11 protein-coding genes are annotated in these 20,232 nt (G+C 65.4%); 2 read left to right on the top strand and 9 right to left on the bottom strand.

From position 1 onward, the window contains the following. The 3 genes from ACNI3R_RS17320 to ACNI3R_RS17310 all read right to left on the bottom strand — a co-directional run bounded on the left by ACNI3R_RS17320 (position 1) and on the right by ACNI3R_RS17310 (position 4,815). Entirely contained in the window at positions 1-1,404 is a 1,404-nt protein-coding gene (locus tag ACNI3R_RS17320; RefSeq protein WP_426185631.1) for an HlyD family type I secretion periplasmic adaptor subunit, read from the bottom strand. After that, positions 1,401-3,137 carry a type I secretion system permease/ATPase gene (locus ACNI3R_RS17315; protein WP_426185629.1) on the bottom strand — a complete coding sequence of 579 codons (1,737 nt, stop codon included), beginning with the start codon at positions 3,135-3,137 and terminating at the stop codon, positions 1,401-1,403. Before ACNI3R_RS17315 ends, ACNI3R_RS17320 begins: the two co-directional genes overlap by 4 nt. Positions 3,138-3,225: 88 nt before the next feature. Continuing rightward, positions 3,226-4,815 (bottom strand): TolC family outer membrane protein, encoded by a 1,590-nt coding sequence (locus ACNI3R_RS17310; RefSeq protein WP_426185627.1) that lies wholly within the window; start codon positions 4,813-4,815, stop codon positions 3,226-3,228. Between the two features lie 324 nt (positions 4,816-5,139). Between ACNI3R_RS17310 and ACNI3R_RS17305 the strand changes: the two genes are divergently transcribed. Together ACNI3R_RS17305 and ACNI3R_RS17300 are read left to right on the top strand one after the other, a co-directional pair. Further along, positions 5,140-9,447, top strand: coding sequence for a glycosyltransferase (locus ACNI3R_RS17305; protein ID WP_426185625.1), 4,308 nt, complete (start codon positions 5,140-5,142; stop codon positions 9,445-9,447). An 18-nt stretch (positions 9,448-9,465) separates the two neighbouring features. Next, positions 9,466-12,003 (top strand): class I SAM-dependent methyltransferase, encoded by a 2,538-nt coding sequence (locus ACNI3R_RS17300; RefSeq protein ID WP_426185623.1) that lies wholly within the window; start codon positions 9,466-9,468, stop codon positions 12,001-12,003. Between the two features lie 69 nt (positions 12,004-12,072). Here ACNI3R_RS17300 and ACNI3R_RS17295 read toward each other — a convergent pair whose 3' ends face one another. The 6 genes from ACNI3R_RS17295 to ACNI3R_RS17270 form a co-directional block, all read right to left on the bottom strand. Next, entirely contained in the window at positions 12,073-13,044 is a 972-nt protein-coding gene (locus ACNI3R_RS17295; RefSeq protein ID WP_426185621.1) for a class I SAM-dependent methyltransferase, read from the bottom strand. Between the two features lie 94 nt (positions 13,045-13,138). Further along, complete coding sequence (locus ACNI3R_RS17290) at positions 13,139-14,293, bottom strand: class I SAM-dependent methyltransferase (RefSeq protein WP_426185619.1); 1,155 nt, start codon at positions 14,291-14,293, stop codon at positions 13,139-13,141. Between the two features lie 113 nt (positions 14,294-14,406). Continuing rightward, entirely contained in the window at positions 14,407-15,573 is a 1,167-nt protein-coding gene (locus ACNI3R_RS17285) for a lipopolysaccharide biosynthesis protein (protein WP_426185617.1), read from the bottom strand. A gap of 29 nt (positions 15,574-15,602) precedes the next feature. Then, positions 15,603-16,397, bottom strand: coding sequence for an ABC transporter permease (locus tag ACNI3R_RS17280; protein ID WP_426185615.1), 795 nt, complete (start codon positions 16,395-16,397; stop codon positions 15,603-15,605). Next, on the bottom strand, positions 16,394-17,662 hold the full coding sequence (locus tag ACNI3R_RS17275; RefSeq protein ID WP_426185613.1) for a glycosyltransferase family 4 protein: 1,269 nt from the start codon (positions 17,660-17,662) through the stop codon (positions 16,394-16,396). The genes ACNI3R_RS17280 and ACNI3R_RS17275 overlap by 4 nt, the downstream gene beginning before the upstream one ends. A 42-nt stretch (positions 17,663-17,704) precedes the next feature. Continuing rightward, positions 17,705-20,050: a glycosyltransferase family 4 protein gene (locus ACNI3R_RS17270; RefSeq protein ID WP_426185611.1), complete on the bottom strand. Its 2,346-nt coding sequence runs from the start codon at positions 20,048-20,050 to the stop codon at positions 17,705-17,707. Between the last annotated feature and the right edge of the window lie 182 nt (positions 20,051-20,232).

The following is a 20,232-nucleotide window of genomic DNA, read 5'->3' as shown; positions in this document are numbered from 1 at the left end:
TCAGCGTTCGCGGAGGGCCGTGCGCATGGAGTCGGTGAAGGGTTCGAGCAGATAGTCGATGATCGTCCGCTCACCCGTCACGATCGCGACGCTCGCCTGCATGCCGGGGACGAGGCGGACATTCGGTCCGGCCTTCGCGATCTGCTCGGCGGGCACGGTGATCTCGACCAGGAAGTGGCTCTGTCCGGTCTTGTCGTTGACGCGGGCGTCGGCCGATACCAACGTCACCTTGCCGTCGACCGGAGAGACGAGGCGCGGATTGAAGCCGACCAGCGTCACGCGCGCGGGCATGTCGCGACGTACGTCGGACACGTCGCGCGGCGAGACCTCGGCGGCGACCACCAGCTTGGTGTTGGACGGCACGATCTGCAGCAGCACCTGTCCCGCACCCGCAATGCCGCCCTTGGTGAACTGGGTCAGGTTGAAGACATAGCCGGCGACCGGCGCGCGAATCTCCGTCTGCTGCAGCATCATCTTCGCCGAGCGCAGCTTCGGGTCGGCCTCTGCCAGCTTCTCCTGCGCGGCGCGGATGCCATCGGCGACCTCGGTCTGGTGCTTGTCTTCGAGCTGGGCGATCTGCAGGCGGACCTGGCCGATCGACTGGCGCGCGCGGGAGATGTCGGACATCGCCGATCCCTTCTGCCCGCGCACCTGCACGGTGCTGCGTTCGAGCGCGAGAAGGCGGCTGTTGGGGGCATAGCCCTGCCGCGCCAGTTCGCGCACGCCCTGCAATTCCTCACGGATCAGCTTGCCCTGATCTTCGATCGCGTCGGCCTGGATCTGCAGTCCGGTGACCTGGGTCTGCAATTGCTGCGCCTGCGAATTCAAGACCATCGCCTGGCTGCGGTAGAGGGTCATCCGGGTGTCGAACAACGCCCGCTGCCCGTCGAGCAGGGCGGCGACATTCGGATCGGTCGCGGCGCGCGCGACCAGGTCCTGAGGGAAGGTGACCGAGGACGCGTTGGCCGCCTCGGCCTGGAAGCGGGCGATTTGCGCACGGGCGCTGTCGACCGCGCTTTGGAAGATGTCGACGGCGGCTTCGGACTGGGTGTCGTCGAAGCGGATCAGAAGCTGGCCCTGCGCGACCTTCTCTCCTTCGCGAACGAGAATGTCGCGGACGACGCCGGCCTCGAGCCGGCTCAGCGTCTTGCTGTTGTCCTCGACCTTGATCACGCCCTGGGCAAGCACCGCTCCCGAGACGCGGAACAGCGATGCCCAGATCAGAAGGACGATGATGAGGAGCAGAAGCGCGATGCCGCCCTTCGCCATCGGGTGGCGCAGCCGGCGTTCGATCTCCTCGTCGCGGGCGGCGAAGGCGGCAGCCGGATCGACCGGCTCGCCCTCAACCGTCTCGCTGGAATCGGGGCGCGCGATGGCGCGGCGCAGGTCGGCGAGCAGCTTCATGGCTTGACCTCCGCCAGAGCGGGGCTCGGCGGCTTGCCCTGTGGCGCCTGCGGCGGGTTCAGCGCGCGCAGCACATCCTCGCGCGGGCCGTATTTCTCGATCCGGCCGGCGCGGATCATCATCAGCTTGTCGGCCTGCGACAGGACGCTCGGCTTGTGCGACACCATGACGATGGTCGTGCCCTTTGCCCTGAGTTTGTGAAGCGCCTCGGCCAGCGCCGTCTCGCCGTCGGCGTCGAGATTGGCGTTCGGCTCGTCGAGCACGACCACCTTGGGATCGCCGTAGAGGGTGCGGGCAAGGCCGACGCGCTGGCGCTGACCGGCCGACAGTACCGATCCTGCCTCGCCCAGTTCGGTGTCATAGCCCTTGGGCAGGCGCAGGATGAGGTCATGTGCGCCGGCCAGTTGCGCGGCGGCGACGATGTCGGCGTCCTGTGCGTTCGGCAGGAAGCGGCAGATATTGTTGCGCACGGTTCCGGCGAACAATTCGGTGTCCTGCGGCTGATAGGCGACATGGCGACCGAAATCGCTGCGTTCCCAGCTATAGACGTCGGCCCCGTCGAGCCGGACAGTGCCGGTGCCGGGTTTCCAGATGCCGACCATCAGCCGCAGCAGGGTCGATTTGCCCGCGCCCGACGGACCGATCACGCCGACCATCTCGCCCGGGACGATGATGAAGCTGGCGCCCATCAGGATCGGTGCGGGCGACGCCTTGGTGGTGAAGCTGACCCCTTCGAAGGCGATGCGTCCGGTGGGGGTCGGCAGCTGGGTCGACAGGACGGGCGGCTCGAACTCGGCGAGGACCTTGTCGAGGCGGGCGTAGGATTGCGATGCCTCGAACAGCATCTTCCAGGAGGCGACGAGGCGTTCGATCGGCGCCAGCGCGCGCGAGGCGAGCAGCATGTTGGCGAACAGCAGGCCGGAGGCGATGTTGCCGATGATGACCAGATAGGCGCCGACCGCGATCGTCGCGACCTGGATGCCCATGCGGACGAAGCGGATCGCGGCCTGATAGAAGCTGCCCTGATCGCTGGCGACGATGTTCATCCGCTGCGAAATCTGGCGATAGGTGAACCAGGCGCTGCCGAGCATCGGCAGCATGCCGAGCGCGCGGACGATTTCGGAGTTGCGCAGAGCGGCGTCGGTGAAGGAATAGCTCTTGATCGCAGCGCTGCTCGCTTCCTTGAGCGCGGCGTGGGTCGCCCGATCCTGCAGGATGGCGAGCAGCAGCAGGAGGAGCCCGCCGATCGTCGTAACGGCACCGATCCAGGGATCGATCACGAACAGGACACCGAGAAAGATCGGCATCCAGGGCAGATCGAACAGCACGCTGACGGCAGCCCCGCTGATCGCCGCACGCAGCGTGTCGAGGTCGCGCAGCGCCTGCGCATGCGATCCGCCGACGCGGCGGACGACCAGATCGAACAGCGCGGCGAAGGTCGGGCTCGCCAGTTCGCGGTCGAAGGCGATGCCGAAATTGGACAGGGTCTGCGTGCGATAATGGTCGAGGATGCTCGAGACCAGGAACACGACCAGCGCGCCGAAGGTCAGGACGAGCAGGGTCGATCCGCTATGGCTGGCGAGCACCCGCGAATAGATCTGGTTGGTGTAGATCGGCAGCGCGAGGAACAGCAGATTGCTGAACAGGCTGAACACAGCGGCCGCCGCAAAGGCCTTCTTGCCCTTGGCCAGCGCGTCGTTGATCATGTTCTTCTGAAACAGGGCGGAAATCATCGCGCAGTCATTCCCGTTTGCGGCGTCCGCCGATCATCGCTTGCTGGCCGGCCTGATATCATCGCGGCCGCCGGACGGCTAAATCTTTTCATTGGGGCTCCGCGGGGCGGGGCGGCGGATTGCCATAGTCGCCGAGCAGCGCCGGAATCTCCTCGGCGGCGATAACGCGGCTCTTGCTGATCGGGGTCAGCGGTTCGTTGACGACGCTCTGCGGCGGCGTTGCGGGCAGATCGAACTGACCGGTCGGCTTCGGCTGCCCGGCGCCGCGCAGATCGGGCTTGGGCTTCGCATTGGGGCTGGCCGATCCCAGCCGGTCGAGCAGCATCACGAAGGGTTCGGTCGGCGAAACGCCACGCCAGCGCACCTTGTTGAATTCGGCGTCGGGGTCCCTGGCGGGAATGGCCGAGTTGACCGTGCGCGCATCGAGCCGGCCCATGGCGAGCAGCAGCGAGGCGCGTGCGACATATTCATTGTAGCGGTTGGACAGGAGCCCCAACTGCGCCGAGGCGAGCTCCTGTTCGGCGTTGAGCACGTCGGTGGTGGTGCGCAGCCCGTTCTGTTCCTCGAGCCGCATGCCGGCGAAGGTCACCTGTGCGGCCTCGACCTGGCGGCGCCCGGCGGTAACGGCGATGCGGGCCGAACGCAGCTGGTTCCACGCGATCACGACGTCCTGCAGCGCCTGGCGCCGTTCGCCGTCGAGCGCGGCCTGCGCGGCACCATTCTGGTCCTGCGCCTGGCGGATGCGCGACTGGATCGCACCCGCCTGGAAGATCGGCTGGGTGATCGTGATCTGCGCCTGAACGTCGGTGCGCAGCTGGCGGCTGTCATAGGGCGACAGTGGGCCGAGCTTGCCGGCCGAGGCGGAGATGGTCGCCTGCGGCCGCTGGTTGCCGCGCTGGGCCGCGACATTGGCGCGGGTCGCCTGTTCGTTGTAGCGGGCCGCGACGAGATTGGCATTCTCGTCGTCCGCAATGGCGAAGGCCTCGTCGATGCTCTCGGGCAGGCCGCCCAGTTCGGGCAGCGGCTGAAGATCGCGTGGCTCATGGCCGACGACGAGCAGATATTGGCCACGGCTGACTGCCAGCTGCGCTTCGGCAGCCGCCACCTGAAGCTCGCCCGCTGCCAGCCGCGCGTCCGCCTGGGCGACGTCGGTGATGGTGGCGTCCCGCACATTGCGCCGCGCGCGCCGTTCGGCGAGCTGCTCCTGGAGCGCCGCAATATTTTCCTTGGCGACCTCAAGCCGCTGCTCGTCCCGCAGCACGGCGCCATAGACCTCGATCACGCGCTGGACGGTCTCGCCCTCGACGCGACGCAATATCTCCTGGCTTTGGTCGACATTGGCGCGCGCCTGGGCGATCGCCCCGCGCACCCGTCCGCCGGTGTAGACCGGCTGGCGGACGCTGACGCTCAGCTCGCCCTGATTGCTATCGCCGGATCTGCTGCCGAATTTCGGCCCCAGCTTCTGATATTCATAATTGCCGGTCGCGGTGAGCGAGACGGTCGGGCCATATTGGCCCCGCGTCTGGACATAGCTTTCATTGGTCGCCTTCTGGCGAAAGCGTTGCTCGACCAGCGTCGGATTGGTCGCATAAGCGGATTCGACCGCGTCCATCAGCGTCTCTGCCGAGACCGAAGGCGCCCACGTTGCGAGCGACAGGCCGAGCAGCGAGCCGGCCATCAGGCGCGCTCGATCAACCGCTTGCGGAAATCGACGGGTGCTGCGCTGTCTTATGAGGATCATCCAGTTCGCCGTCATTGCGTCGACGGCTCCTTCGGGGATCGCCGCTCGTGCCGGGCCGCCCCCATAGCCGCCTGTGCGCGGGAGTCAATCATGGCCGCCGCCTTGCTGCAGCCTTAACGACTTGCGTTTGAATGCAGCTTCTTCCTAAGAGGCAGGACCGGCGCGGCCGGCGCAACCGCCCCGCGGCACCTTCGATCAAGAGTTTTCCGCCATGCGCGCTCCTCCTTTCGTTCCTTCCGTCATCATGACAGCGTGTCGGGGATGATGGCGGGCTATTGGCAGCGAAGGGCTATCCGGCGGGCCTTCCAGAAAGGGTCTGCGGCACGCGATGCGCGGGACTGGCGCTCGGCGGCGAACCATTATCGCCGCTTTCTCGCGGCACGGCCCGACGATTTCGCGATCTGGGTCCAGCTCGGCCATATGCTGGCCGAGTCAGGCGACCATGGCGAGGCCGATGCCGCCTATCGCCAGGCTTTCGCGCTCAAGCCCGACGACGCGGACCTGGCCCTGTGCCGGGGACATCTCGAACGGCGCCGGGGCGATCTAGACGCCGCGATCGAATTCTATCGCCGCAGTTTCGAACTCGACGGAAACGAGCACGCTGCCCGCGCGCTGGACGAACTTGCTCCGCCGCCGCCCGAGGAGCCCGCTGTCGAAGAGGCTGAGCTGCCGGTCGAGGAGGCCGAGGTTGAGGAGGTGCCCGAACCCGAGCCCGAACCCGAGCCCGAGCCCGAACCCGAACCCGAACCCGAGCCTGAGCCCGAACCCGAGCCCGAGCCCGAGCCCGAGCCCGAGCCGGCACCCGCATGGGGCGGCCGGATAGAGGGATGGTATCTGCGCGGCGTGTCGGGCGTGCTGTTCGATCTGGACGGGGCAGACGCGGCTCCGGAGACATGGGTCGAGTTTCGCGAGGGCGACCGGCTGGTGGGGCAGGCGACGCCGGCCCGGCGCGACGACGGGATGCTCGAGTTCCGCGCTGTGCTGGATGTCGAACTGGGCGAGAATGGCGAAGGTGCAGAGGTCGTGGCGCGGCGCATGCCCGACGGGTCGCCGCTGGAGCCCGGCCCGATCCTCCTCTTTCCGCCCTCGCGCCATCCCGAGGATCACGCGGTGGCCTGGTCGCTGCCCGCCGTCACCGTCAAACCCTTTGTCGGGGATGCGCGGGGCGAGGTGGCCCTGTTCGTCACCCATTCGCGCAGCGGCAAGGTCAAGCCGCATGTCCTTCCTTATATAAGGGCGCTGAAAGCGGCGGGGCTGTCGGTCCTGCTTATCGCCTCGGTCGATCGGCCGTTCGATCCGTCGGCGGAGTTGCTGGATCTGGTCGACGGCATGCTGGTCCGCCGCAATGGCGGCTACGACTTCGCCGCCTGGGCCCATGCGCTCAAGCTCGATCCCCGGCTCTACGGCGCCGCGACGCTCTATCTGGTCAACGACAGCGTGCTGCCGGCGGCCGATCCAGCCCGGATCGCCGCGCTGATCGGTGAAATCCGCGCCCGCGACGCCGATCTGGTCGGCCTTACCGAAAGCCATGAATGGCGCTGGCATGTGCAGAGCTATTTCCTTGCGGTGAAGAGCCGGCTGCTGTCGTCGCGCGCCTTTCACGGCTTCATGGACGATGTTCGCCTGCTGACCCGCAAGGACCATGTGATCCGCGCCTATGAGGTTCGCCTGGCCGAACTGGCCGAGGAGAGCGGGCACAAGGTCGACATCCTCTACCCCAGCGCGACGGCGATCAACCCCACCCTGTTCGGCTGGCGCGCGCTGGTCGAGGCAGGGATGCCGCTGGTCAAGCTGCTGCTGCTGCGCGGCGCTTTCAAGACGGTCGATATCGAGGGCTGGCAGGACTTTCTTGCGGCGCACGGTTTCGACGCCACGCTGGCGGAAGCGGTCGTCATCGCCGCCGCCGAAGAAGGTCCGGTCGACGATGGCGGGCGGTTGCTGGCGCGCCGCCTGCCGGAGCAGGCAGCGGCCGACGACCGGCTCAAGGTCGCCTTTTTCGGTCCCTGGAATTACGACAATGGCCTGGGCTCGGCGAGCCGGGGCATCATCGGCGCGCTGCGATCGACCGGCGTGCGGCTGAACCTCCACCCGATCCACAAGCCGTTCCACGTCCACCAGCCGCTGACACCGCCGGTCGACATCGTCGACTTTGCGGGGCCGGCCGATGTGGCGGTCGTCCATCTCAACCCCGACAGCTGGCACCTCCTGACCGACGATCAACTGGCGGCGATCGGCGCGGCGCGGCACCGGATCGGCTATTGGGTCTGGGAAATGGGCCACATCCCGCCGGCCTGGCGGCGCAATTTCGGCGCGGTGGATCGCATCTGGGCGCCGAGCCATTATTGCGCGGACGTCTTCGCTGCGGGTGGCGACGTGCCGGTCGACGTCGTTCCGCACGTCGTGCCGATCGCAGAACCGCTCCCGATAGATCGCGCGGCGAGCCGTGAAAGGCTGGGCCTGCCTGGCGAGCGTCGGACGATCCTCTACACCTTCGACGGGTCGAGCTATCTCGTCCGCAAGAATCCGGCGGCGCTGGTCCGCGCCTTCGCGGCGTCCGGCCTCGCGGCGCGCGGCTGGTCGCTCGTCCTCAAGACCAAGTATCTGCTCGACCGGCCCGAGGAAGGGGCGGCGCTGCGTGCGCTGGCCGAGGGGACCGAGGGCGTCGTCCTGATGGACCGCTCGATGACCGCCGACGAACTGGCGGAACTGCTCGCGACGGCGGACATCTACGCATCGCCGCATTGTTCGGAAGGCTTCGGTCTGACCGTTGCCGAGGCGATGGCGATGGGCAAGGAGGTCGTCGCGACCGATTTCGGCGGCACCCGCGACTTTCTCGATGCGGAAAGCGGCTGGCCGGTGCGCGCGCATCCATGGACGCTGGATCAGGATTTCGGCCATTATACCAGCGGCGGTAGCTGGGCGCGGGTCGACGAACCGGCGCTGTCGCAGGCGCTGATCATGGCCGCCGACGCGGTCGAGGCGGGTGACGCCAGCAAAGGCGCGGCAGCCCGTGCCCGGATCGCCGAGCGGCTGTCGCAGGCGGCGGTTGCCGGGCGGATACGGGAGAGCTTCGACCATCTTGGCACGGCCGCCGAGCCGCGCGGGCTCAGCTTCGCGGTCAACGCACGTGCGGGCATGCCGGTCGAGCATGTCGCGTTCGGCGACGGGCTGCACATGCTGTTGCTCGCCCCCGACGGCGCGCTGGAGAGCCTGGTCCCGCCCGAACTGCCCGAGGATGACGATGGCTGGGTGGTGCTCGCCCCGCGCGGCAGCCGGCTCGCGCCGATGTTCGAGCGCGCCTGGCGTGATGCGCGCCAGATCCGGCCCGACGCAGGCATCTTCTTCGGCGACGACGTTGCGGTCGAGGCGGCCCGCCCGATCGACCAGCTCCGTCTGAAGCCCTGTTTCGACCCGACGCTGCTGGTGGCGCAGGACTGTATCGGCGCGCCGCTGATCGTGAAGGTCTCGGTGCTGCGCGACATCGGCCTCGACCCCGCAATGGGCGGTGCAGTGCTCGACCATCTGCTGTTGCGCGCCCACCATGCAGGCGTGCCGATCGCGCGGATCGCGCAGGTGCTGCTCTGCCATCCGGGCGAGCGACCGCAGGCCGACCCGGTGACACGCCGCCGCATGCTGGAAAGCCTGCCGCCCTATCGCGATCATATGTTCGTCGCGGGGCGGTCGCCCGGAACGCTGGTGCAGCGCCGGCGCTTCGGCAGGAGCTTTCCGGAGGTTTCGCTGGTCATCCCGACCCGTCGCAGCCGGATCCCGGACAGCCGGACCACCTATGTCGACCGCCTGTTGAAGGCGGTCGCGAAGGTCGACTGGCCGATGGACCGGCTGACCGTGATCGTCGGCGACGATGTGGCGGGCGAGCCGGCCTGGGCGAAGCGCGACTGGCCCTTCACCCTGCGCCGGATCGAGACGCTGCGCGGCGCGGACGAACCGTTCAACTATGCCGCGAAGATGAATCAGCTGTGGCGCGCGGCGAGCAGCGAGCAGATCGTGTTGATGAACGACGATCTGCTGCCGGTCGACGGCGGCTGGCTGCGCGCACTGATCGGCTTCGCGCTCGACGAAGGCTTGGGCGGGGTCGGCGGGCGGCTGCTCTACCCCGACGGGCGGCTGCAACATGCCGGAATCGCACCCCTGTTCGGCGCGATCGCGCATCCCTGGGCGGGCCGGACGACCGATCGCGCCACCTATCAGGACTGGGCGTCGGTGCAGCGGCAATGGTCGGCGGTGACGGGCGCGCTGTTCGCGACGCGCCGCTCGGTGCTCGAACGGATCGGCGGCTTCGACGAGCAGTTCACGCTCGAATATAACGACATCGACATGTGCCTGCGGATGCGGGCGCTGGGCCTGCGGATCGTCTGCACACCGGATGCGGAGATGGTCCATGCCGAAAAGGCGTCGCGCGGCGAGATGCCGGCGGGCGGCGATCAATATGCCCTGTTCATGCTCCGCTGGAAGGCGTGGCTGGCGCAGGATCCGTCCTGGCATCCGGCGCTCCGCTGGGACAGTTTCGAGGTGATGCCGGTCGACGACCGCGGGGCGTGGTACCGATGACCGGCCCGAAGCCCGTTCATGGCTGAACCGATCATCCGCGAAGACGGCGGAGCGTCCGCGCTTCCGCCCCGGTTCGATGCGGCCTTCTATCTGGCGACGAACCCCGATCTCGATGTGGCGCCGTCCGAGGCCGAGGCGCATTATGATCGCGAGGGGCGGGCACGGGGCCTCGTGGCTTCGCCGCTGGCGTTGCGCGAAAATCTCGTGGCGATGATCGCCGATGGCCGTTCGGTGCTGGAGATCGGCCCTTTCTGCAATCCGCTGCTCAGGGGGCCGGCAGTCGCCTATCTCGACGTGCTCGACGCCGGACAGCTCCGTGCGCGGGCGCAGGCCATCGGCCTCGATCCTGCCGGTTGTCCCGACCATGTCGACTATGTCGGCGGGCTGGAACAGGTGCGGCGCCGTTTCGACGCCGTGGTCAGCAGCCACGCGATCGAGCATCAGCCCGACCTCGTCCACCATTTCCAGCAGATCGAACGCATCCTCGAGCCCGATGGACTGTTCTGCCTGATCATCCCCGACAAGCGCTACTGCTTCGACCATTTTCTGGCCGAAAGCACGATCGCGCAGGTGCTGCAGGCGCATCGCGAGCAGCGCCGGACGCACAGTCTGGCGAGCATCGTCGAGCATGTCGCGCTGACGACGCACAATGACAGCCAGCGCCACTGGCAGGGCGATCATGGCGAAGCGGTGCCGGCCGATCGGGTGGCGCGGCTGCGCAAGGCGATGCGTGACCACGACTTCGCACTGGGCGGCTATGTCGATGTCCACGCCTGGTATTTCACGCCCGACCGCTTCGCCGAGATCGTCGAGGGCCTCGGCGCGCTGGGTTTGATCGGGCTGGAGGTTGCGGGCCTCTATGATACGGCGCGGGGCCGCAACGAGTTCTGCGCGGTGCTCCGTCTGTCCCCCGAGGCGCGGCGGCTGGCGGCGAATGCGACAGGAGGGCCGGATGTCGTGCTCGTGCAATGCGCGGGCGGGGAGGGCTATGCTGCCGCCCGCGCCGTGACGGCGCCGAACATCCAAGCCTATGCGCGGCGCCATGGCTATCGATATGCGCTGGCACAGGCGGACACCGCTTCGTTGGCCGGGGATGGCTGGGCGGTCATGTTCGGCCCGGACGGATTCATCGGCGACCTCGATTTCGACCTGTCGGCCCATCTGAACGGGCGGGACGATCGGCTCGCCATCGCGCCGCCGGAGGGGGATCTCGCGCTCGGCGCGCGGGGGAGGATGCCGTGGCTGCTCAACCGCGGCCATGTCGGGGCGCAACGCCTGATCGCGGCGCTGGAGGCGGCGCATGACAACGGGAAGGCTGATCTGCCCGCGCTTCTGAGCGGGCTCGACCAGGCCGATGCGCTGTCGATCGAACGCGATCCCCAACTCGGCGGACAGCTGTCCGCCTTTGCCCGCTTCGCGCCTGTCGCGTCCACATCAGCCGAGGGGCTCGAAGCGCTTGTCACAGCGGTCACGGCATCGCTTGCGGCGGTCGATCCGACGGTGGTGCCGGTGCGATCGGCCGAAGGCGGCGATCGCTGGTCGGCGCGATACGCCCACCAGCATGGCCTGACCCTGCCGCTGATCGAAGCCCCTGCCGCCGTGCCCGACATCGCGAGAGCCGCCCGTCTGCGCGGCGCGTGGGAGCGCGCCGGGGGACCGGAGGAGATCGAGCGTCTGCCGACCCGGCTGCGTCCGCTTGCTGCGATGCTGGCAGCGGCGGATGACGAGCGCCTGGCCGAGGAACTGGCCGCGCTGGGCCGGTCGCGGGCGGCACAGGGGCTGCTCGGCGGCGACCGCCAGCACGCCCGCGCGGCCGATCCGGCCTTCGCTGCCAAGCTGTCGCGCTGGACCTATGACAAGCTCGTCTCGCTCGCCGAGGCGGTCGGTTGCCTGCGTCTGGAAAACCCGGAAGCCGGCCCTTGGGGCGACAATGGCCGGCGCGATCCGGCCGAACTGTTCGCCGCGATCGAAGCTGCGCTGGGCGCGGATCTTTCGCCGCCCCCGTCGATCGGCGCCTATCTCGGCATAGGTGTCGGCGGTGGTCGGGTCATCCACATGCGCATGCTCGATGCCATTCATGCGGCGTGGCGGGTAGGGCAGCTGGCCGACCAGATGACGCCGTCAGGCGGTCGGGACGTCGAGGTCCATGTCGGCGAGGTCGGTGCCGGCATCGGCCTTGCGGCCTTTTATGCGCGGCGACTGGGCCAGCCGCGCTGGACGCTATTCGACGGCCCGACCGCAGCGCTGCTCCAGCAGCATGTTGCGGGAGACGGAGGCGTCACGATAGGGCCGTCGCAACTGGCGCAGGCGAATGTGGACCTGCTCCTGAACAGCGATTCGCTCCCCGAAATGCCCGAGGCCGAGGCGCTCTCGATCCTGCGACTGGCCCACGAAGGCGGCGTCCGCGGGATAGTGAGCATCAACCAGGAGGCGGCCCAGCCCGGCATCGTCCCCGTTGCCACGCTGGTCGCCAAGGCAGGAGGATACACGCTCGTCAGCCGCCACCGCCACTGGCTGCGAACTGGCCATGTGGAGGAGGTCTATCGGCGGCTGTGAGGCGAGGGAGGTCCTTGCTACTGAACTTCCGTGGCGTTGCTGAGCCGCAAGCTTAGGGTTTGTAAGCAGTCAGTGGTCTGTGCAAGCCAGCGGGACCATCTGGTCCGCAGGATAGCTGGAGTATAGCCAGTCGGGTTTACCGGCGATAGGCGCTCGTTCAGCTTTGCGCCACCGACTGAAGATATACAGTCCCAGCGTATCGCGACGCGACTTTATCAACTCCCATAGATCTGGTGATATATCGATGTCGCCAATGTCGTCCCCGTGCACATCGGACGTGAACATTTGATCTGGATCGAACCCGCAAAATGGCATGAGAGAATTTAGCTCTCCGACTGAGAACTCTCGATTGTGGCGTCCGTAAGGGCCATATGCTGAATAGGGGTCGTGAATATTCAACCCGGCAACTATGCGATGGACGTTGGCCATTCGGGCGATGTTGGGCGTGGTGAGGATGAGCCAGCCGCCAGGTTTCAACACGCGCCAAATCTCTCTCAGCGCACGTAGGGGATTCATCTGCAGATGCTCAATCACCTCGCAGAAGAGCACGCCATCGAAGCTTGCGTCGTCGTAAGGAAATCGTGACGGAGGTGGTGCTTCGACATTCACGTTTGAATAGACGAAGTGGTGGTCCTCTCGCGATCCGGTTGGCGCAACCACGCTAAGCGACTGGCTTGCAGTCCCTTCTGTTGCCGAAAAGAAGTTGGTGTATTGGGAGCGGATGCCTGGCCTGAACCATCGTATCAACAGCGAGGTGAACCACGGGGCGCCTCCGATCTCCAGAACCTCTCCGTGTTGATCCGGAACTAAGCCTACTGTTCGAATGAAGCGTTCACAATCGTGCCGGGCATAGGCAGCCATTTCATTCGGCGCGGCACCTTCGATCGCAGTGCTGCAAAGGGACTGGCAAATTGCCTCCCGGGAATGTCCGCCCAATTCCTCCAGAGGGGGGCGCAGGCTGCGCATGGTAGGAGGTGCGCCGTGACCCTGCTCGACGATCTTGCCGATACCTAGTGTGCTGGCGATTCTGGATATCGTCACTTAAGATCTCTCCGTGATGCGCCGGTCATCGACAATGTGATCCGCATCTGTCGACTGCCTTTTCATGGTGGGATTCGATAGGCGTCGGTGAAACCTATAATCTGCGCTGAAACTCGTAAACCTGGGCCCAATGCGAGTTGGGATCATGGTAGTGGTTGCAGCGGAAGCCATTCTGATCAAATAAAGAAAGCAGAAAATCCTTCTGGAAGCCGAGTTCGAGCCATCCGCGAATGCGCATAACCGCGACGTTCTCCCAATCCAGACGAAAACCCCAGAGATAAGGTAATTCTGGGCATAGCTGATCGAAAATTGGCTCGCCTGCCAATATAATCTTCCCTGAATCCTTTAGTAGCATAGGAAGCCTTGATATAAATTCTTTGAAATCTATGCAGTGGTGGAAGCTCTCGTAAAAGAAGATCAGGGAATAGGCATTGGCAATGCCCGCTGGATTTAATCCGAATTGACCGACATGCGGTCTCAGATCGACCGAATAACGCTCCGCCGCCGTCGCCACCGCGTTGCAAAAATGTGGATTTACGTCGACCGTGTCGACTCTTGCACCGAGCCTTGCGAGTGCCAAAGCTGTCTGGCCGTAGCCCGCCCCATATTCGAGCACCCGGTCGCCGGGACGGACGCCGCTTCGCATGATGATATGACCCATCGCCATCAACTGCGCGCCCGCGAAATGGCTGTCTCCCGAAGCATAGAAGGCGGGTCTATAGATCGCATCGAGTTCAGCGATTTCGGGTGTGTCCTCGTTCCGGAGCGGGTCATATCCCTGTCGCCCGGTTATCGTTTCCCACAGCCTGAGCATCTGGTGGGAATAATCTTGTCCTAGCGGATCTAGCGTCGCGTCAAACCACTCCGGCAAAATCAGGGATTTGCCGCGCCATCGATCACCGTTGCCGCGCTCGAAATCTGCGGCAACCTCGTCAAGATCTTCTATCTTGATTCCACCATCCTGGTGGCGGAACGCATTCAACCGTGACTGATATTCTGTAGAGCGCACCAGCGCGACCAACAGAGCGATTCGATCGCCAAGCTCTTGGTGATGCTCGATGACGTGCGCATTTTCGGGCTCGCGTCCCAGAACAGCCTGATATCCATCCACGATATCGGCCGGAGTAAGCTGAGTCTGAATCGCTTGGTCCATTCCGTCGATCAATCGCGGGTTGCCCTTCGTTGCTGCCGGTGTCCGCCCATTCCTCGATAGAAGGGTATGGAGGAGATTGCTGTATTTCATCGCCATGGCCTCCCGCTTCGATGGACGAAGACCGGACAAGGCGCATCACGGGCGCAGGTAGTGAGCGCAGTGGATGCGCTCTGCCGCGTGAATGTGGTTTTGTTGACATGAATGAGCACTCACAGTGAATGCTCGCGGACGCCTGCTGCCAGAAGCCAGCCGATGCCGTAAGCGACCAGTAGCGACAGGAAGATCGTCAGCAGGGTTTCGCCCCTTTTGGGAAACTCCGACTTCACCGGCATGTTCGGATCGACCACGCGGACGATGTAGAGTTGCTGCTTCATCGCGGCATCGCGCGCTTTTTCGAGATTGGCGGCTGCGACTTCGTATCGTTTGGCGGCGAATTCTTGCCGGATCTGCAGGTCCTGATAATTGCCAAGTCGGGCGGCGATGGCTCCGCCGCCACTGGTCAGCTTGCCCGACTGGCCGGCGACCTGCGCCTCCAGCGCGCGAACGCGGGCCAGGGTCGCGACATATTGCGGGCTCGAAGGGGCGATGATGCCCTTCATCGCATTGAGCTGGGCCCGCGCGTTGGTGAGTTGGCCCTCCAGCGTCGCAACGAGGCCGATCTGCGCCTTGCCCGAACCCTCGGGGTCGAGATCACCTCGCGCCTGACGGAAGCTGGTCATTTTCGACTGGATTTCGAGCAGGCCCTGCTCGGCCTCGGCCAGCTGCCGCCGCGCGCTCGCGAGCTGATCGGTCTGGCTGCGTCGGTTGATCTCGTTGACCCGGCCCTCGCCCAGCGCCAGCAGTTCGTTGATGATCGCATAGCTGTCGGACGGGCGGAACGCGCGCACCTGCAAGCTGGTGATACCGGAGTCCTGATTATATTTTACACTGACCTGCCGACGGTAATAGCGCAGCAGCATCTCGGGCGTGGGCTGCGAGAACCACAGCCGCGTCGCCACATCCGCTTCGGGCCGACGGAAGCGTTCGACAAGATTCAGCTTGTCGTTGATCCTGCTCACGACCTGCTGTGAATCCAGATAGTCATTGACGCTCATTGCCTCGCTTCGGGAGGGCGACATGCCCCCGCCAAGGCCTAGAAACTGACTAAAGCCGCTCGTCGGCATCGGCGAGGCATCAGCGGTACGGACGATGAAATGCGCTTCCGACTGATATTGGTCGGCCGCTACGATATAATAATAGAGCGCCGCCAGAAGCGTCGGAACGACCACGATCGCGAGGAACCATTTGTTCCGCCCCGACCAGGCACGGACGTTCTCCGACCAGTGCGGACGCTCGACGAGCGCGTCGGCGGAGTGCGGCTTGATGATTCCGTGCATCGATTATCCAGAAGTTGCAGGCTGAGACATTAGCGGACGTGTATGCGCTTGCGAAGCCGGCGGATGCCCAGCAGGCCGGTGTAAGTAAACACAGCGCACCAAGCCACCGCATAGCCCGGATAGAGATGTTGCGACGAAGCGACTTCGAACATCCCATAGCGGATGATTTCGAAGATATTGACCATAGGAATCCAGTCCAGGGCTTTTTGCAGGGCTGGCGGAAGCCAGTCCACAACAAAGAAAGCGCCCGACAGAGGCATCATGAAGTAGGATATTGGGTGGACCAATCGCTGCAGCGTTGGTCGCTCGAAGGTCACTGCCGTGACGTTGAGACCCAATGCGAACGATATCCAGACCATCATGGCGATGCCGCCCATGGCATATAGCGGCCGCGCCGGTAGCTGGGCGAAGCCGAGGAGAATGAGCAACGAATAAAGAATGATGAACGTGGTGACACAGCCCGCTGTTTCCACCACGACACGCGCAATGGAGAGGTTCAGAACCGAAACCATGCGGTGATACATCAAGGGCAGGTTGCTCTCGATGATGCTCTCGGCTCGATTGAAAACGCCGCGAAAAATAATGAAGATGCAATAGCCGACGACAGAAAGGGCCACCGGCGGTATCGTTGAGCCGAGATGCCCCGGCTGAAAGGCGTGGATTGCGCCGACAACCGTCGCCAGCATCATCGGCTCGCCGATCATCCACAGATAGCCGATGTTGTTGCGGCCGAAGCGCGTGTGCAACTCGCGCAGGACGAGCGCCCCCACGACGTTCATCTGATGCGTCAGATCGTCGTAGAAGGAAGAGCGGACGGCGGTCATTTCGCCATGTCTCCGCGCGCATCGATGTCGCGAACAAGGTCAAGCACGGTGGCGATATGCGCGTCCCATGTGGGTGGTGTCCAGTCCCGCATGCGTTCCATCTGTCGCAATCGCGCGGCGGAACCGTCCCGCGCATAATCGGTGATCGCCGACAGCCAGCCCGGTCCGTTGAGCGGATCGAGGAAATCGGGGACAGAGCCGCCGGCCTCGCGCAATGCGGGCAGGTCGCTGCAGAGGACTGGGGTGCCGCTCAGCAGTGCTTCGGTCACCGGCATGCCGAAGCCCTCGGCGAAGGACGGACACAGCAGCGCGCGGGCGTTGCGTAACAGGGTGCCTACCGCGCGATCGGGCAGGCCGGACAGTTCATGGACATGGCCGCGAATGCTGTCGCAGCGTTCGAGCATGTCGACGACATTCTCATTCTCCCAGCCGCGCCGCCCGACGATCGCCAGGTGCGGCGTGGCATCCGGACCGAGCGTCTCGATCATCCGCCGCCAGAGATTGAGGAGGAGGAGATGGTTCTTGCGCGGTTCGATCGTGCTCAGGACCACGAAATAGGGCGGCGTGAGGCCGGCGGGCAGTCCCGCGTCCGAAGGCAGCGGGTCGCAACCGAGATGGGCGACGCGCATGGCCGGCGTCCGCTCGCGCAGGAAGGCGGTCACGGAGTCGGCTGTGGCCTGGCTGTTCGCGATCAGCCCGTCCGCGCAGGCGCCCAGCGTCTCGATCCGACGGCGATGGGTCGCGGCGCCGTTGGGCCGGGCATATTCCGGATATTCGATCGGGATGAGGTCGTGCACCAGACACAGAAAGCGTGCGCCTTCGCTGCGCAGCTTTGCCCGCACCCGATCCGGTCGATCCAGATGGTGCGGGGACGCCTGCAGATAATAGCGGCGAGCACCGGCTGCCGGACGCGGGACTGCGCGCGGGCGAAGCCGGGCGAGGGTCCGTGCCGCGGCGATGGTCAGTTCGCGACGTGACGGAGTCCGGGCGCTGGCCCAGCGTTCCTCGGTCTCGTCGAGGAAGCGCAATACAGCGTCTAGCGGCAGCCGGCCGTAGCCGCCGAGCGGGCTAATTGCTGCGAAATGCAGTCTATTGGGTGCCTTGTCCAGCAGCTGGCGGGCATAGACCAGCTCGACCCGGTCGATCCCCGTCGGCATCGCGTGCAACATGCGCGACAGAAGGCGGGAGATGTCGAGAATGATCTCGATCCCGTCGGGCAGCACCTGTAGCCCCGATGCCAGAGCGGCCCTCTCGCGCGTTGTCATGCCAGCGCTATCGGCGAAGGCCGGGCGCGGGGCAAGAGGGCTTCACCTGTCGCGAAAGGCACTCAGCGCATCGAGCCTGTTCAGCGCCACGGCTTCGATGAAATCGAGCCGCGCCGTCGTGTCTTCGGCCGCGAGCAGGAAGAAGCCGCGCACGAAATAGGTCGGCAGCGTTCCATCGGCAGCGGGCAGGGCGTCGAAGCGGATGTCGAGCGCATAAGGTGCGGCAGAGGCAGGAAGATCGCAGCTGACCCACTTATCCTCGTGAATGCCGATATCCCCCGACATCAGCTCCGTGCCGTAGCCAAGCGTCCACTGGCAGGGAAACTGCTCGTCCCCCCCGAACTGGAACAGCATCCGGACGGCCGTCTCATGCGCTGGCATGGGAAGCGTCAACGCGGCGCCGTCGCTCTTGATCCGACAGCCCCGATGCTCGGGCGGATGCCAGCCGAGATTGCTGCGGTAGATCTCCGCAGTCTTCATCCCGCGCCAGATCCGCACCTCCTCGTTCCGGGTCAGCGCGTGCCATGCGCCGATCCGCGCCGGCGTATTCGGAAGGGCGAGCGGCTTGCCTGCGTCGCGCAGTGCGAACCGGTCGAGATCCTGGCCGATCTGCCGGGCGAGATCGCTCCAGGAACGCGGCTTGAAGTCCGCTGCGATGCGGGCTTCCAGCGTGTGGCGATAGGCGCCATCGAACATCAGCCGGTCTGCGGCCTCGACCAGCGATTGTACAGATCCCGCCTCGACATAGACCGCAAAATCGCCGCCGGCCTGCGGTAGCGAGGCTGCGTCCGAGATCAGCGGGACCTTGCCGTAACAGAGCGACTCGGTCACCGGCAGGCCCCAGCCTTCGTAGAGGCTCGGATAGAGGGTGAAGCGGCAGCTGCGATAGAGCAGCGCCAGTTCCTCGTCGGACAGGCGCGACAGCATCGTCACCCGCTCCGCCAGCACCGGATCGTCGGTCAGGCGCTGATAGATCTGGCTGTTCAGCCAGCCCTGGTTGCCGACGCAGACCAGCTTCGGCACCGCCGAGGGACCATGGCGGGCGATCAGCTCGGCCCAGGCCTCGAACGCGATCAGGTGGCCCTTGCGCGATTCGATCGTCGACACGAACAGGACGAAATCATCGGCTTCGAGAGACCATTGTCCAAGCGCGCTGTCGGGCAGACGCTTGCGCTCCGGCTTGCGGAAGTCGGTGTCGAGCGCGATCACGGCGACATCGTCGCGGTCGACGGTGTAGCCGAGCTGCGCCGCCACTGCGATCAGGTCGTCGCGGGTTGCATCCGAATTGACCAGGAAATGGTCGGCATGATCGAACACCCCGATCACCCAGCTGATGAAGTCCTGAGTCAGCCCACGCACGCAATGTTCGGGGGTGATGATCGGGATCATGTCGTGGACGAAGGGGACGTAGCGGATGCCGCGCTTCGCCTTGGCCTCGCGCACATAGAGAAAGTAGTTCTGCAGCCACCAGCTGGTGCCGAGATTGATCAGCGATGCGCCTTGCGGGAAGTCGAACGGCTCTGTCAGCGACAGGAACAGCCGCAGCCGGTCCATCGCCTCGACCCATTCGGGCGCGGTGCGATCGCCGCTGGCGGTGCTCAGCCGGGCGATGGCGCGCATATGCTCCAGCGGAAGCTCGAGCCAGTCTTCGCGCCCGTCGATGAAGCAGCACAGCCTTATGTCGCGGTCGCCGCCCTCCTGAACCGCGCCCTCGATCGTTTCGATCTGGACGCGCTGGATCCCGGTCGGCAGGCGCGCATTGCGATAATAGGCAATCAGATCGGATATATCGAAAACCAGCGTATGCCGCTGTTCGCCCGTGCTGACGGGCTCCGCCATGTCCTCGGTCAGGATCGCGCGAAGCTGTGTCAGCAGCGGCAGCTCGCCCTTACGGGGTGCGAGCGGCGCGACCGCCCGCTTGAGCAGCGCCGGCAGCGTCTCGCGCTGCTTGTGCCGGGGGCGGTGGTTGATCAGCCAGAGCAGCTCGTCGCTGGTCTCCGGGCTGCAGTCGCCGGCGTGAAGGGCATGGAGGAAGGAAAGGATCGCCTTGTCGACAAGCCCCATGCGCTTCTGCAGATGTGCGAGATGAACGAAGGCGTCGGCCTCCAATGGCCGCAGCTTCGTCGCCTCGCCATAGGCTTCCAGCGCCGCGTTGGCCGCCCCGCGCTCCTTTTCCGCATGACCGAGTTGTACCCAGATCGCCGCGAGATCGGGCTGTTCCTCCAGCGCGGCGCGATAAGCGGCCGCCGCTGCGGCCCAGTCTCCGCGACCGCGCGCCGCGTCGCCGGACGCGACCAGCCCTCCCGCTGCGCCGGAGGACGGCACATCGCGTCTCGGATCGGACGGCTGTCCGCCGAGCTTCCGCAAAAGCTTTCTGCCGAGCTTCATGCGCCGCGTGCTCTCAAAACACGCTGGCTCGATGGCGCGACCGGAAAATGCCGCGTCACGCAGCTATAATTATTATGTAATATCAATGCCATGAAGTATGTTTGACCTGTCCCCACACAGAAGGCACTGGTACTGCAGCCTTTGGTGCGCCGCAATATGGCTCGGGAAATTATGATGGTGTC

The organism is Rhizorhabdus antheiae (assembly GCF_049889055.1).
Taxonomy (GTDB): domain Bacteria; phylum Pseudomonadota; class Alphaproteobacteria; order Sphingomonadales; family Sphingomonadaceae; genus Rhizorhabdus.
Note: the sequence above shows the minus strand (reverse complement) of the source record. Positions and strands in the feature narration are given on the sequence as shown.

Bases quoted from the DNA above. Each gene is read 5' to 3' on its own strand.
- ACNI3R_RS17320 (WP_426185631.1), bottom strand. From the start codon at position 1,404: ATGAAGCTGCTCGCCGACCTGCGCCGCGCCATCGCGCGCCCCGATTCC.
- ACNI3R_RS17315 (WP_426185629.1), bottom strand. From the start codon at position 3,137: ATGATTTCCGCCCTGTTTCAGAAGAACATGATCAACGACGCGCTGGCC.
- ACNI3R_RS17310 (WP_426185627.1), bottom strand. From the start codon at position 4,815: ATGGCCGGCTCGCTGCTCGGCCTGTCGCTCGCAACGTGGGCGCCTTCG.
- ACNI3R_RS17305 (WP_426185625.1), top strand. From the start codon at position 5,140: ATGATGGCGGGCTATTGGCAGCGAAGGGCTATCCGGCGGGCCTTCCAG.
- ACNI3R_RS17300 (WP_426185623.1), top strand. From the start codon at position 9,466: ATGGCTGAACCGATCATCCGCGAAGACGGCGGAGCGTCCGCGCTTCCG.
- ACNI3R_RS17290 (WP_426185619.1), bottom strand. From the start codon at position 14,293: ATGGCGATGAAATACAGCAATCTCCTCCATACCCTTCTATCGAGGAAT.
- ACNI3R_RS17285 (WP_426185617.1), bottom strand. From the start codon at position 15,573: ATGCACGGAATCATCAAGCCGCACTCCGCCGACGCGCTCGTCGAGCGT.
- ACNI3R_RS17280 (WP_426185615.1), bottom strand. From the start codon at position 16,397: ATGACCGCCGTCCGCTCTTCCTTCTACGACGATCTGACGCATCAGATG.
- ACNI3R_RS17275 (WP_426185613.1), bottom strand. From the start codon at position 17,662: ATGACAACGCGCGAGAGGGCCGCTCTGGCATCGGGGCTACAGGTGCTG.
- ACNI3R_RS17270 (WP_426185611.1), bottom strand. From the start codon at position 20,050: ATGAAGCTCGGCAGAAAGCTTTTGCGGAAGCTCGGCGGACAGCCGTCC.